15 protein-coding genes are annotated in these 14,770 nt (G+C 37.5%); all 15 read left to right on the top strand.

The features are described 5' to 3' along the window. Positions 1 to 3 precede the first annotated feature (3 nt). The 15 genes from QUE18_RS07250 to modA all read left to right on the top strand — a co-directional run bounded on the left by QUE18_RS07250 (position 4) and on the right by modA (position 14,760). Positions 4 to 621, top strand: coding sequence for a precorrin-2 dehydrogenase/sirohydrochlorin ferrochelatase family protein (locus QUE18_RS07250; protein WP_009203323.1), 618 nt, complete (start codon positions 4 to 6; stop codon positions 619 to 621). A gap of 18 nt (positions 622 to 639) precedes the next feature. Next, complete coding sequence (hemB, locus tag QUE18_RS07245; RefSeq protein ID WP_040344141.1) at positions 640 to 1,611, top strand: porphobilinogen synthase; 972 nt, start codon at positions 640 to 642, stop codon at positions 1,609 to 1,611. A 1-nt stretch (position 1,612) separates the two neighbouring features. Next, entirely contained in the window at positions 1,613 to 2,896 is a 1,284-nt protein-coding gene (gene hemL / locus QUE18_RS07240; protein WP_008391157.1) for a glutamate-1-semialdehyde 2,1-aminomutase, read from the top strand. Next, the gene (gene hemA / locus QUE18_RS07235) at positions 2,878 to 4,122 is read left to right on the top strand and encodes a glutamyl-tRNA reductase (protein WP_009203325.1); all 1,245 of its coding nucleotides are present in this window, start codon (positions 2,878 to 2,880) and stop codon (positions 4,120 to 4,122) included. Before hemL ends, hemA begins: the two co-directional genes overlap by 19 nt. 3 nt (positions 4,123 to 4,125) lie before the next feature. Next, on the top strand, positions 4,126 to 6,468 hold the full coding sequence (gene hemC / locus QUE18_RS07230) for a hydroxymethylbilane synthase (RefSeq protein ID WP_008391155.1): 2,343 nt from the start codon (positions 4,126 to 4,128) through the stop codon (positions 6,466 to 6,468). 29 nt (positions 6,469 to 6,497) lie between these two features. Further along, positions 6,498 to 7,034: a phosphatase PAP2 family protein gene (locus QUE18_RS07225; protein ID WP_008391154.1), complete on the top strand. Its 537-nt coding sequence runs from the start codon at positions 6,498 to 6,500 to the stop codon at positions 7,032 to 7,034. 137 nt (positions 7,035 to 7,171) lie between these two features. Next, the gene (locus tag QUE18_RS07220; RefSeq protein ID WP_008391153.1) at positions 7,172 to 7,417 is read left to right on the top strand and encodes a DUF6465 family protein; all 246 of its coding nucleotides are present in this window, start codon (positions 7,172 to 7,174) and stop codon (positions 7,415 to 7,417) included. A gap of 221 nt (positions 7,418 to 7,638) precedes the next feature. Continuing rightward, positions 7,639 to 9,003 carry an MATE family efflux transporter gene (locus tag QUE18_RS07215; RefSeq protein WP_008391151.1) on the top strand — a complete coding sequence of 455 codons (1,365 nt, stop codon included), beginning with the start codon at positions 7,639 to 7,641 and terminating at the stop codon, positions 9,001 to 9,003. A 35-nt stretch (positions 9,004 to 9,038) separates the two neighbouring features. Then, positions 9,039 to 10,076 carry a selenide, water dikinase SelD gene (selD, locus tag QUE18_RS07210; RefSeq protein WP_008391149.1) on the top strand — a complete coding sequence of 346 codons (1,038 nt, stop codon included), beginning with the start codon at positions 9,039 to 9,041 and terminating at the stop codon, positions 10,074 to 10,076. A 97-nt stretch (positions 10,077 to 10,173) separates the two neighbouring features. Beyond that, entirely contained in the window at positions 10,174 to 11,136 is a 963-nt protein-coding gene (gene moaA, locus QUE18_RS07205) for a GTP 3',8-cyclase MoaA (RefSeq protein WP_008391147.1), read from the top strand. A gap of 5 nt (positions 11,137 to 11,141) precedes the next feature. Beyond that, positions 11,142 to 11,624, top strand: coding sequence for a cyclic pyranopterin monophosphate synthase MoaC (gene moaC / locus QUE18_RS07200; RefSeq protein WP_008391145.1), 483 nt, complete (start codon positions 11,142 to 11,144; stop codon positions 11,622 to 11,624). Continuing rightward, positions 11,609 to 12,547, top strand: a complete 939-nt coding sequence (locus tag QUE18_RS07195) for an MOSC domain-containing protein (RefSeq protein WP_008391143.1) — start codon at positions 11,609 to 11,611, stop codon at positions 12,545 to 12,547. The genes moaC and QUE18_RS07195 overlap by 16 nt, the downstream gene beginning before the upstream one ends. Positions 12,548 to 12,562: 15 nt before the next feature. Next, positions 12,563 to 13,237 carry a molybdate ABC transporter permease subunit gene (modB, locus tag QUE18_RS07190; protein ID WP_009264884.1) on the top strand — a complete coding sequence of 225 codons (675 nt, stop codon included), beginning with the start codon at positions 12,563 to 12,565 and terminating at the stop codon, positions 13,235 to 13,237. A 10-nt stretch (positions 13,238 to 13,247) separates the two neighbouring features. Then, positions 13,248 to 13,907 (top strand): sulfate/molybdate ABC transporter ATP-binding protein, encoded by a 660-nt coding sequence (locus QUE18_RS07185; RefSeq protein WP_008391140.1) that lies wholly within the window; start codon positions 13,248 to 13,250, stop codon positions 13,905 to 13,907. Further along, complete coding sequence (gene modA, locus QUE18_RS07180) at positions 13,852 to 14,760, top strand: molybdate ABC transporter substrate-binding protein (RefSeq protein WP_009203326.1); 909 nt, start codon at positions 13,852 to 13,854, stop codon at positions 14,758 to 14,760. Before QUE18_RS07185 ends, modA begins: the two co-directional genes overlap by 56 nt. Positions 14,761 to 14,770: the final 10 nt, after the last annotated feature.

Below are 14,770 nucleotides of genomic sequence, written 5' to 3'. Positions count from 1 at the left end.
ATAATGGCATATTTTCCAATGTTTGTACAACTAAAGAAGAAAAAATGTCTAGTGATCGGCGGTGGTAAGATCGCACTTCGTAAGATTGAAGTTTTAAAAGATTTTGAAGCAGATATTACCGTGATCGCACCAGAGATGATAACACAGATTCGGCAGATCGATCAGATTTGCCGAATCTTTCGAACGTTTATGGAGAAAGATTTTAATGAGGCAGATTTTGTGATCGCAGCAACCGATGATCAAAAAACAAATCATGAGATCAGCCAGATCTGCAGACGAAAGAAGATTCCTGTCAATGCGGTCGATCAGAAAGAAGATTGCAGCTTTATTTTTCCATCCTATGTAAAAGAAGGAGAAGTTGTCGCTGCATTTTCAAGTGGCGGGCAGAGTCCGTTGATCACACAGTATTTAAAAGAAAAGATCAAACCAGATTTGAATAAAGAATTAGGACAACTCGCACAGATCTTGGGAAGTCTGAGAAAGCTTGCAAAATCATGCATTGCCACAGAACAGGAACGAAAGGCATTTTATAAAGAATTATTACAAATCGGATTAGAGGATATTGATTCATTGGAAGAACAACGAATCAATGAAATCATTCAAAAATATATATCAGAGTGAAATCGAGGAACAGTAAAAATGGAACGTACAAGAAGATTAAGAACAAGCAACTATATGAGAGATATGGTAAGAGAAAATCATGTGAGAATTGACGAATTGATCTATCCAATCTTTGTTACAGAAGGAGAAAATATTAAACATCCTGTAGAATCTATGCCAGGGATTTATCAGTATTCGCTGGATCGTTTATCAGAGGAAATTAACAGGATCAAAGAAGCGGGGATCAAAGCAATTTTAATCTTTGGAATCCCAGATCATAAAGATGAAGTCGGAAGTGGTGCATACGCTGAAGATGGAATTGTGCCAAAGGCGATCCGCCAGATCAAAAAAGAATATGAAGAACTTTTGATCATTGCGGATGTATGTCTTTGTGAATACACATCTCATGGACACTGTGGACTTGTGAAAGACGGAGTGATCTTAAATGATGAAACACTTCCGCTTCTTGCAAAAGCATCTGTAAGTTATGCAAAAGCAGGGGCAGATATCATTGCGCCAAGTGATATGATGGATCTTCGAGTGAAAGCTATTCGTGAAGCTTTAGATGAAGCAGGATTTGTATACACACCGATCATGTCTTATAGTGCCAAGTTTGCGTCAGGATACTATGGACCATTTCGTGATGCAGCACATTCTGCACCAGGATTTGGAGATAGAAAAACATACCAGATGGATCCGGCAAATGGACAGGAAGCTCTAAGAGAGATCGGGGAAGACATCGAAGAAGGAGCAGACTTGATCATTGCCAAACCAGCACTTGCTTATATGGATATTATGAAAGAAGCATCTATGAAATACAATATTCCGATCGTTGCATACAATGTAAGCGGAGAATATGCTATGGTAAAAGCAGCTGCGGCCAATGGATGGATCGATGAGAAAAAGATCGTTATGGAAAATATGGTCGGATTAAAACGTGCTGGTGCAAAGATGATCATTACATATCATGCACTTGATGTTGCAAAATGGCTGAAAGAAGAGGGAAGATAAAATGAAAGATACAAGATCAAAAGAATTATATGAACGAGCAAAAGTACATATTCCGGGAGGGGTAAACAGTCCAGTTCGTGCATTCCGTGCGGTAAATCGTACTCCAAGATTCATGGAATCTGCAAAAGGAGACCGTATTATTGACGCCGATGGAAATGAATATATCGATTATGTATGTTCATGGGGACCTGGAATCTTAGGACATGCTCATCCTCAAGTCATCAAAAAAGTCATGGACTCTTGTGAAAACGGTTTGACTTTCGGAGCACCAACAGAGAAGGAAGTGATCCTTGCAGAATTGATCAGTGAATTGATCCCGTCTATGGAAGTAAGCCGTCTGGTAAGTTCTGGAACAGAAGCTGTTATGAGTGCGATCCGTGCAGCCAGAGGATTTACAGGGAGAGATAAGATCGTTAAATTCCGCGGATGCTATCATGGACATTCCGACAGTTTGTTAGTAAAAGCAGGATCGGGAGCACTTACAACATCTGTTCCAGATAGTGCTGGAGTTCCAAAAGATGATACGAAGAATACATTAGTCGCAGAATACAATGACAAAGATTCTGTACAAAAACTATTTGATGAAAATAAAGATCAGATCGCAGCAGTGATCGTAGAACCGGTGGCAGCTAATATGGGATTAGTACTTCCAGAAGAAGGATTTCTCGAATTTTTAAGAGAGATCACAAAAGATCACGGATCATTATTGATCTTTGATGAGGTTATTACAGGTTTTAGGCTATCTCTAGGAGGAGCACAGCAGTATTATAATATCAAGCCGGATATCACAACACTTGGAAAAATTGTTGGTGGAGGAATGCCGATCGGTGCGTATGGCGGAAGAAGAGAAATCATGCAGATGATCTCTCCAGATGGGCCAGTTTATCAGGCAGGAACATTGTCAGGAAACCCAGTTGCAACAACGGCAGGAATTGAGACATTAAATATCTTAAAAAATGATCCGCAGATTTACGAAAGACTAGAGCAAAAAACAAGAAAACTTGCTGATGCAGCAAGAGAAGCAGGAAAAGGACATATTTGTGTTAATCAGATTGGATCTTTAATGAGTGTATTCTTTACAGACCAGAAAGTCAGAGATTTTGAAAGTGCTGTGACATCCAATACAGAACAGTATGCAGATTATTTTGGATATTTACTAGATCGCGGAATTTATATTGCACCATCTCAGTTTGAGACAATGTTTATTTCTAACGCACATACAGAAGAAGATATTGAGAAAACATGTAAACTTGCAGGAGAGGCTCTATGCAGTTTGGATTTCTAGGAATTGATTATAAAAATGCAGATCTTACCATTCGTGATGAAATTTCATTTACGGATCAGAAGAAGCTTGAATTTTTTCATAAAGCAGAGGAAATCGGGGTTGAACAGGTGATGATCTTATCGACCTGTAACCGCAGTGAGATTTATTATTTTTTTGATGATGAACAACAGATCAAAAAAATACAAAATATATACTGTGATATGTTCGATAAAGCAGAGATTGAGCAATATATCAGACATTGCGAAGAAGATAAAGCAGTTTCTTATCTGTTTCAAGTAACCGCAGGATTAGAATCTATGGTACTAGGAGAAGATCAGATTCTTGGACAAGTAAAAGATGCCTTGGATTTTTCAAGAACCATGGGATTTAGCAAGAAAGAACTAAATAAAGTCGTAAGAGATGCTATTACTTGTGCAAAAAAGGTAAAAACAACGTTTAGAATAAGTGAGAAACCAGTATCTGTTGGATATATCGGAATCTGTGAATTACAGAAAATATGTGATATCAAAGACAAAATGGTCTTGGTGATCGGAAGCGGAGATACTGCAGTTCTTGCACTTCGTTATCTGCAGGAATATGAAGCAGGCAAGATTTATTTATGCAGCAGAACACTGGCACATGCAGGAAATGTTCAGAAAGAGTTTCAAGAGATTGAGATCATTTCTTACGAACAAAGATATGAGATCATGAAACAATGTGATATTGTAGTATCTGCAACATCAGCACCACATGTGGTTGTAAAACAAGAATATTATACGCCAGAAAAACAAGTTACATTTTTAGATCTTGCAACACCAAGAGATATTGATCCAAAACTTTCAGATGACGCAAAGGTAAATCTGATCAATTTAGATACGATCAAAGAGATTTCTAAAGCAAATCAGTCAGAACGTGAAGAACTTTGCAGACAAAGCAATACGATGATCAGCAAAGCAAAAGAAGAAACGATGCAGTGGCTGTTTCAGGCACCAATGGAAGAAACAATTCGCTCCTTGCAGGAAAAATGTACAGAGATCGTGGAAGATAGTTATTCATATTTATCAAGAAAAATAGATTTTGGAACAAGAGAGCAGAAACTTCTAAAGAAGGTGTTAAATGCATCCTTGCAGCGCATGATCAAAGAACCGATTCAGGAATTAAAACATTTAGAAACAAGACAGGAACAAGCAGATTATAAGAAGATGGTAGAACAGCTTTTTGGGATAGAGACAAAGAAAGGAAAATGACCTATGAAATATATCATCGGATCAAGAGGATCACGCCTTGCACTGATCCAGACAAAATATGTTCAGGAAAAATTAGCGAAAGCTTATCCAGAACACACTTTTGAAATCCAGATCATTAAAACAAAAGGTGATAAGATTCAGAATAAACCATTAGATAAAATTGGTGGAAAAGGTCTGTTTGTCAAAGAGATTGAAGAAAAGATCATTTCTGGGGAAATCCATATGGGAGTTCACAGCATGAAAGACATGCCGTCAACCCCGGCAAAAGGCCTTGTTTTTACAAAAGTATGGAAAAGGGAAGATCCAAGAGATGTGTTGATCCTTCGAACAGCGAAACATCTGTCTGAATTACGAGAAGGTGCTGTGATAGCAACAGGAAGCAAAAGAAGAGCATTTCAGTTATTAAAGTTAAGACCAGACCTTCAGATTATAAATATTCGAGGGAATGTTGATACGAGACTTCGAAAAATGGAGGAACAACAATTAGATGGAATCGTTCTTGCGGCAGCAGGTCTTAAAAGACTAGGAATGGAAGATGTGATCACGCAATATCTGGCGCCAGAAGACATGATCTCAGCACCAGCACAGGGTGCTCTGGCTTTGGAAGTAAGAGAAGATCAGAAAGAATTGCAAAAGATGTTGGATGTATTTTGTGATGAAGAAACAATGAACGAAGTATGTGCAGAACGAAATTTCTTAGAACAAATGGGAGGCAGTTGTCATACTCCGGCAGGTGCCAGATGTCAAAAGACAGATCAAGGGTACGAACTATATGCTATGTTTGGAAATGAAGATGGAAGCAAACAGGCATATACGAAAGTTTATGGAACATGCCCTGAGATCTTAGCACAAACGGCAGTAAAAAATATCAAAAAACAGCTGGCAGGAATCGTATATTTAATTGGTGCAGGACCGGGAGATCCAGGACTTATCACGGTTAAAGGAAAAGAAATCTTAAAAAAAGCGGATTGTGTCATTTATGACAGATTGATCCCACAAGAATTATTAGATGAAACAAAAGAAGGATGCGAACATATCTATGTTGGAAAAGAAAATCATCATCATACGATGAAACAAGAACAGATCAATGAATTATTAGCACAAAAAGCATTACAATATGATATCGTAGTGCGTTTAAAAGGTGGGGATCCATTTGTCTTTGGAAGAGGTGGAGAAGAAGCCCTATATTTAGCCGATCATGGAATTTATTGTGAAGTTGTTCCAGGAATCAGCTCCTGTATCGCAGCTGCGGAACTTGCGGGGATTCCTGTAACTCATCGAGGAATCTCCAAAGGATTCCGTGTTGTGACAGCACATGATCGAAGAAATCAGTTATCTGATCTTAATTTTGCATCTATGGCAAAGTCTGAAGAAACTTTAGTGTTCTTAATGGGACTTTCGAAACTAGAAGAGATCACAACGAATCTATTAAAAAATGGAATGGATGCCAATACACCTGTTGCAGTTGTTTCTAGTGCAGCATCTACAAAGCAGCAAACGTGTGAAGCAACATTAAATACGATTCATGAAAAAGTAAAGCAAGAAAAACTTTCATCACCAGCAGTCATTGTTGTAGGAGAGGTTGTGAAACTTCAAAAACAGATTCAAAAACTAGAAGATACAACCTGTCATTTAGTTACCAAAATAGGAGATCAGCCATCAAAGTTAGCGCAGATATTAAAAGATCATGGATATAAGGTCAAGGAACTTCAGACAGGAGAGATTTCTTATAGATATGACTGGATTTCCAAAGAGGAATTAGCGAAAGTGACCTATCTGATTTTTACAAGCAGATATGGAGTTCATGGTTTTATGAAACAGATGAAATCTTCGAATCTGGATATTCGAGATCTCTTCGATAAAAAAATTGTCGTTGTAGGTAAAAAGACAAAAGATGTCTTGATGCAATATGGGATTATAGCAGATCTTATGCCAGAAGAAGCAGGAGAGATCAATCTTTCCGAACTTATGAAACAGGAAGTAGATGCAAAGGATGTGGTCTGGTACTGTAAAGGCATATCTGGTGGAGAAAAATTAAAAAAAGCTCTTACACCGATCTGTCAGGTAACAGAAAAGGTCATGTATGAAAATAATAGAAAGATTTTAAGTGAAATTCCAGAAATGAAAGATATCCGAAGTGTTTCTTTTACCTGTGCATCATCAGCTCGAAGATTTTTTGATCAGATAGGAGAAGAAAAGCAACAATGGATAGAGAATATTCCGTGTATCAGTATTGGAGAAAAGACAACGAAGCAGCTTCGAGAAATAGGAGTACGGCATATTTTAGAATCTAAGGATACAACCTATGTATCAATGTTTTATAAAATCAAAGAATCAATGTTATAATAGAAAAAGAAAGGCAGAGTAAAATCATTATGGGATTTGAATTTCAGATTTTAGACAAACTTCAAACGATCCATACTCCATTATTAGACAGATTTATGGTAGCTATTACGAAACTGGGAGATGCAGGGATCGTATGGATCATTTTAACAGTCATTTTATTACTAATACCAAAAACAAGAAAATCAGGAGTATACATGGCAGTTGCATTAATTGCAGATTTGATCATTTGTAATGTGATCTTAAAACCGATCGTGGCAAGAATAAGACCATATAGCATTAATCAGACGGTCCAGCTGTTGGTCACACCATTGAAGGATTATTCTTTTCCATCGGGACATACAGCTGCATCATTTGCATCGGTCAGTGCGCTGTATTTTGCGGGAAGAAAGAGAATGGCAGCAGGAGCTTTGATAGTATCTGTTTTAATCGCATTTTCAAGAATGTATTTATACGTTCATTATCCAACGGACGTTTTAGGAGGTTTGATCATTGGGCTCTTATGTGGATGGATCGCAGATATGATCATCCAAAAAGTTATGGAAAAAAGATCAAGGAAAAGTAGATAGATTTTGTACTAAATCAGATTCAAGTTGAATAAATTGGAAAAAAAGGCTATAATATGAATTATAAATCGTATGTAGAATACAATGTACGCATACAAGAATCTAATAATAATCACATCAAGAGTTGACATAAAGAGTAGATGATCAAGAAGAAGGAGAGTAGTATGAAAACAAAAATCGAAGTACAGTTTCAGGAACGCAACATAGATGTAAAAGACACAGAGAAACTTGTTAAAGAAAATTTAAAAGCAGCTGGTGTTAAAATGAACACGATCGTAAATTTAGATATCTATTATCAGCCAGAAGAAGGTGATATCTACTATGTTGCAACAACAAAAGATGGCAAAGAGCTCAGCAATGAAGAAGCATTAAAAATCGAAGAATAAACTACATATCTATAAATGCCAAAAAATTAAATTCTAATTATAAAGGTAAAGACCATTTAATAAATATCGCAATGATGAATCTGCAGATGATTTTATTAAGTGGTTTTTATTTTTCATTTTTGGGGATACTAAATGAAATACAGGCAGGCAATATGTGCTTGACAAGCAGACAAAGCTTCTATATCCTATTATGAGGAAATGAAAAGAACAGGAGAAAAAGATTGAATGATTTAAGCATCAAATGGAAAGATTTTTATAAAAATGTATTTGCACTGGTCGTTCCGATGGCATTGCAGAATCTGATCAACGTTGGAGTAACAGCAGCCGATGTTGTGATGCTTGGAAAAGTCAGTGAAAAAGTATTATCAGGGGCCTCTCTTGCTGGCCAGATTCAGTACATTATGGTACTGTTTTTGTTTGGATTAACATCGGGGGCAACCGTTCTTACTGCACAATACTGGGGAAAAGGTGACAAGACAGCGATTGAAAAGATCTTGGCATTAGGGATTAGATCAGCAGTGATCATAACTGCGATATTTACTATCGCAGCATTTACAATTCCAGCATCGTTGATGAGAATTTTTACAAATGATCCACAGGTGATCACAGAAGGAGTTAAGTATTTAAGGATCGTTGCATGTTCATATATTATCATGGGAATTACCAATGTATATTTATATGTCATGCGAAGCATTGAACGAGTGATCGTGGCAACAGTTGTTTATCTAGCATCATTTTCATGCAATGTGATTTTTAATGCGATCTTTATTTTTGGATTATTTGGATTCCCAGCTCTTGGAATCCGTGGAGCAGCGATTGCGACATTGATCGCAAGGATTATGGAACTTGTTCTGGTTTGTGGTTATGCAAAAATATATAATAAAGATGTAAAATTCAGAGTTCACTATTTCCTTCATCAGGACAAACTGTTAGTGAGAGATTTCTTAGTCTATTCCCTCCCAGTTGTTTTAAATGAGGTAATGTGGGGGCTTGGAACATCAGCCAATACAGCAGTTCTTGGACATATGGGAAGTTCTGCAGTTGCAGCCAATTCTGTTGCACAGGTGGCGAGACAGTTAGCAACGGTTGTGTCTTTTGGGCTATCCAGCGCCACAGCGATCTATCTTGGAAAGACGATCGGTGAGAGAAAATTCGATCATGCAAGAGCCTATGCCAAACGGTTTATCATTTTAAGTGTGGTGATGGGAGTGATCGGAGGAGGATTGATCTTAATAGCATCTCCAGTTGTAATTTCTTTCTTATCCTTAAGTGCAACTGCAAGATACTATCTGAAAATGATGTTTTATGTGATGTCTTATTTTGTGATCGCGCAGGCATTTAATACAACAATGGTCGTTGGAATCTTCCGATCTGGCGGCGATACGAAGTTTGGCTTGATCATGGATGTATCAACGATGTGGGGATGTTCGATTTTATTAGGAGCATTGGCTGCATTTGTATTACATTGGAGTGTGCCGGCAGTTTATGTATTATTGATGAGTGATGAATTGATCAAAGTACCGATCACATTGATCAGATATCGCAGTTTCAAGTGGTTAAAAGATGTAACAAGAGATAATGTTTAAGAAAGATCATGAACATTTACGGGAGGATAAGGTCTATGGAGACAGAAGTGAAATTAACAAAACTCGCCCAGTGTGCAGGATGTGGGGCAAAAGTTGGAGCTGGAACTTTAGCAAAATTATTAGACGGAATTCCAACAAGATCAGATGAACGGTTATTAGTTGGTTTTGATAAAAGTGATGATGCGTCTGTCTATAAAATTGATGAAAATACAGCACTTGTTCAGACATTGGATTTCTTCCCGCCGATCGTTGACGATCCGGAAATGTTCGGAGAGATTGCAGCAGTGAATGCGATCAGTGATATTTATGCGATGGGAGCAGATCCAAAGCTTGCCTTAAATATCATGTGTGTCACAAAAGATATGCCAAAAGAAAGCATTCAGGCAATTTTACGAGGTGGTTATAAAAAAGCATATGAAGCAGGAGTGATCATCACAGGTGGACATACGATTCACGATCAAGAGCCCAAATATGGTTTATCTGTTTCTGGATTTGTACATCCTCAAAAATTTTTGACAAACAGCGGGGCAAGACCTGGAGATATTTTAATTTTGACCAAACCGTTAGGAGTTGGAATTTTAACAACATCAGCAAAGGCTGAATTTATCGATCAAAAAGTAATGGATAAGATCTATGATCAGATGAGACAGCTCAATAAATATGCCAGAGATATTATGGTAAAATATGAAGTGCACAGTTGTACGGATGTTACTGGGTTTGGATTACTTGGACATGGTTATGAGATGGCACAGGGCAGTGATGTAACGATTCATTTTATGACAGAAGAGATTCCATATCACAAAGAAGCTCTTTCTATGGCAGACCTTGGAATGATCCCGGAAGGTGCTTATAGAAATCGTAAATATGCAAGTGAAGGTGTTTCAAAAACTAAAAAAATAAATAGAGCATTGGAAGATATTTTATATGATCCACAGACATCTGGAGGATTGATGATCGCAGTTAGCGAAAATGATGCAAAAAATTTATTAGAGGATTTACAAAATACAATTCCATGTGCTAAAATAATTGGGTACATAGAAGAAAAAGAAGAAAAATCAATCATATTAGAATAGAAGAACGAACAGACAGGAAGAATGTTAAAACATGGTTTTTCCTGTCTGATTTTAGGCAGGCGTTATTCTTGGTTGAGAATAACGATAGGAGAAAGAGATGAAAGATCAATTTCAAAGAACCATTGATTATGCAAGAATATCGATCACGGATCGTTGTAATTTATATTGTACCTATTGCCGCCCTGATCATGAAGAAATGTTGTCACATGGGGAGATTTTAAGATATGAGGAGATCCTAAGAGTATGTAAGATTCTTACAACGCTTGGAATTGACAAATTTAAGATCACAGGTGGCGAACCGTTGGTACGAAAAGGTTGTTCAGATTTTATCCGTGAATTAAAGAAAACGGATGGAGTTAATAAAGTTACGTTAACAACCAATGCAATCTTATTATCAAAAGATTTAGTGAAATTAGCAGAGGCAGGAGTGGATGGGATCAATATAAGTCTTGATTTTATGGATCAGGAGAAATATAAAAAGATCACAGGATTCGATGGATACAAACAGGTCATATCAGTAATTAATAAAGCGGTCAATATAGGATTGAATATAAAGATAAATGTTGTGTTGACAGAATGGACGACGATGGAGGATATTCAAAAATTTATAGACTATATGAAAGATCATAAAATCTGTATACGATTTATTGAACAAATGCCGCTTGGAAATAAGAAGACAACGATAGCATTAACAAGAAATGAAATCAGAAAGAACCTAAAAGATCAAGGGATCAGATTTCACAAAACCGAACAAAGAATGGGAAATGGGCCAGCAGTTTATGAAACAATGGAAGGATATAAGGGAATGATCGGATGGATCGAGGCATTGCATGGAAAATTTTGTGATACATGCAACCGTATTCGTTTGACTTCTATCGGTGGGATCAAACCATGTCTTTATTATGAAGAAGCAGGAAATTTAAGAGATCTGTTAAGAAAGGATGAAACGTCAGACGAAGAGATCAAACAGGTTTTAAAAGAAATCATTTATAAAAAACCACAGGCACATCATTTTGAAGAAATGCCGTCAAACAGCAAGATGTATACAATTGGAGGATAAGATAAATGGGAGAATTTTCACATTTTGACCAGCATGGGAATGCGGTCATGGTCGATGTGACGAAGAAAAAAGAAACAACAAGAACAGCGATCGCACAAGGAAAGATCAAAGTTAATGATGAGATCTTTGAAAAAGTCAAAGAAGGAAGTATGGCAAAAGGAGATGTCTTAGGAACTGCAAGGATCGCAGGGATCATGGCGGCAAAGAAGACATTTGAACTGATCCCGATGTGCCATCTTCTGATGCTTACAAAGTGTAAAGTTGATTTTGAAATGCTAGAAGAAACCAAAGAGATCAAAGCAGTCTGTCTTGTCAAAACAATAGGGAAAACAGGCGTTGAGATGGAGGCACTGACAGGAGTACAGATTGCTTTATTAACGATTTATGATATGTGCAAGGCAATTGACAAACATATGGTTATGTCAGAGATACATTTAGTAGAGAAAACAGGTGGAAAGAGTGGTGATTTTGTATGGAAGGAATCATAAAAGCAGTCTGTATCAGTGAAAAACGAGGAACCGTGAAGAAAAATATCAACGAAGTCAATGTGATCAAAGACTTTGGATTAGAAGGAGATGCCCATGCAGGAAAATGGCATCGTCAGGTTAGTTTTTTGAGCGCGGATATTGTGGATGAATTCAATGAAAAAGGTGCTTCCGTGATCGAGGGTGATTTTGGGGAAAATATTCTTGCTTACGGCATTGATTTTAAGAAACTTCCAGTTGGAACAAAACTGATCTGTAATGATGCAAAGTTTGAGATTACTCAGATTGGGAAAGAATGCCATAGTCATTGTGAGATATATAAACGTGTTGGGGACTGTATCATGCCAAGAGAAGGTATCTTTGCAAAAGTATTAGAAAGCGGAACAATCAAAGTCGGAGATAAGATTGAGGTCATTTACCCAGAGAAAGATATGCCATACATGGCAGCAGTCATGACATTGAGTGATAAAGGCTCCAGAGGAGAACGAGTGGATACAAGCGGTCCAAGAGCAGCAGAAATCTTAAAAGAACATGGATTTAAGATCGTAGAAGAAATCCTTCTTCCGGATGAAGAAGCTCAGATCAAAAAACATCTGATCCGTTTAAGCGACAGCCGGCAGGTTGATTTAATTATTACAACCGGTGGGACAGGGCTTTCTCCAAGAGATCGTACACCAGAAGCAACTTTAGCTGTTGCAGACCGCAATGTACCGGGAATCTCAGAAGCGATCAGAGCAGGTTCTATGACGATCACAAAACGAGCCATGTTATCAAGAGGTGTCAGTGTAATAAGAAAGAAAACATTGATCATTAATCTTCCTGGAAGCAAAAAGGCAGTGGAAGAGAGTCTTTCTTTTATCATTGATCAGCTGCCACATGGATTAGATACTTTAAGGGAAAACACAGAAGATTGCGGAAGAAACTAAGAGAGGAGACAATGTATGGATATATCACCGATCATCATATCGATGAAAACGGCAACGATCGCGATTTTATTTACCTTTATTTTAGGATTATTAGCAGCAAGATGGATCTTATATCGTAAATCAGACGCAACAAGAATCTTCTGGGATGGGATCTTTACGATGCCATTAGTATTACCACCAACTGTTGCAGGGTTTTTCTTGCTTGTATTTTTCGGATCATATGGACCAGTAGGAAAATTATTTGAAAATTATCTTGGAATCAAGATTGCATTTTCATGGGGCGCAACGATCCTTGCGGCAGTTGTGATGTCATTTCCATTGATGTACCGTTCTGCAAGAGGTGCCCTGGAACAGATTGATGAAGATCTTATCTTTGCTGCAAGAACACTTGGAATGAGTGAGTGGAGCATTTTCTTTCGAGTTATGATCCCAAATGCACTGCCAGGGATCATTTCTGGTGGAGTGCTTGCATTTGCCAGAGGACTTGGTGAATTCGGAGCAACAGCAATGATCGCTGGAAATATTCCGGGAAGAACAAGAACTCTGCCACTTGCAGTATACTCTGAAGTTGCAGCGGGAAATATGGATGCAGCATATCAGTATGTACTTGTGATCGTGATCATTTGTTTTGCAATCGTAGCAGCCATGAATATTTACCTGATCATGGAAAAGAAGAAACAGGAAGCGTAAGGAGAGATGTATGAGTCTTGAAGTAAAGATCAAAAAGAAACTAAAAGAATTTACATTAGAGTCAGAACTTAATGTAGAAACAGGTTGTACAGGGCTTATGGGACCTTCTGGAAGTGGAAAAAGCATTACTTTAAAATGTATCGCAGGTGTGGAAACTGCAGATAGTGGGAGAATTGTACTAGATGGGAAAATACTTTATGATTCCGAGAAAAAGATCGATCTGCCACCACAAAAACGAAAGATTGGATATTTATTTCAGGGATATGCACTGTTTCCTAATATGACGATTGAAGAGAATATCAAAACAGGATTAAGAGCAAAAGGATTTCCGAAGGATGAAATCGAACAAAAGACAAATGATATGATGAAACGATTTCATATCGAAGAATTAGCAAAAAGATATCCAAGACAGATTTCAGGAGGGCAAAAACAGCGAACAGCGTTAGCAAGGATGCTTGTGTGTGAACCGGAAGTCATCCTGATGGATGAGCCATTTTCAGCGTTGGATGAATACTTAAGAGAACAGATGCAAGATGAATTATCCAATATGCTGGCAATGTTGGATAAACCAGCGATCTTGGTGAGCCACAGCAGTAAGGAAGTAGAAAATCTATGTGACAAAAAATACCATATTCAAAGAGGTCATATGGAAAAAGCCACATTACTATGAAATTTTACATAACATTTTTAAGAAAGTGAGGAAGTTGCAAATGAAAAAGAAATTTTTAGCAGTGTTATTAGCAGGAGCTATGGTTCTTGGGGTAACAGCATGTGGAAGCAATAAGGACAGCTCTAAATCCACAACAGAGGCAGTAAAGAAAGAAGAAACAACAACCATCACACTTGCAGCTGCAGCTAGTCTTGAAAAATGCTACACAGAGAAATTAATTCCAATGTTCGAAAAAGAAAATAAAGGAATTAAAGTAGAAGGAAGTTATGATAGTTCAGGAAAATTACAGAGCCAGATTGAAAATGGAATGGCAGCTGATGTATTTATGTCAGCAGCGACTGAACAGATGAACAATCTTGTCAAAGGAAAATACATCAGCAAGGGGGATGTTGTAGAATTATTAGAAAACAAAGTTGTACTGATCGCTCCTAAAAAAGGTGATGAAAAAGTTTCATCCTTTAAAGATATCACAAAAGCTGATACAATAGCATTAGGAGATCCTAAGAGCGTTCCAGCTGGACAGTATGCACAGGAAATCTTGACAAACTTAAAGAACTGGAATGATGTGAAGAAAAAAGCAAGCTTTGGAACAAATGTAACAGAAGTTTTAAATTGGGTAGCAAAAGGAAGTGCTTCTTGCGGTGTTGTATATGCAACAGATGCAGCAAGTAACAAGGATGTAAAAGTTCTTGCAGAAGCACCAGCAGATGCTTTAAAAACGCCAGTTATTTATCCAGTTGCAGCATTAAAGAAAAGTAAAAATAAAGATGCAGCTGATAAATTCGTAAAATTCTTACAGAGTGAAAAAGCATTAAAAGTCTTCAGATCTTATGGATTTACAATTAATAAATAAGAAGTAGAAG

It is taken from the genome of Anaerostipes hadrus ATCC 29173 = JCM 17467 (assembly GCF_030296915.1).
Taxonomy (GTDB): Bacteria; Bacillota; Clostridia; order Lachnospirales; family Lachnospiraceae; genus Anaerostipes; species Anaerostipes hadrus.
This window is presented reverse-complemented; position numbering and strand designations above follow the sequence as displayed.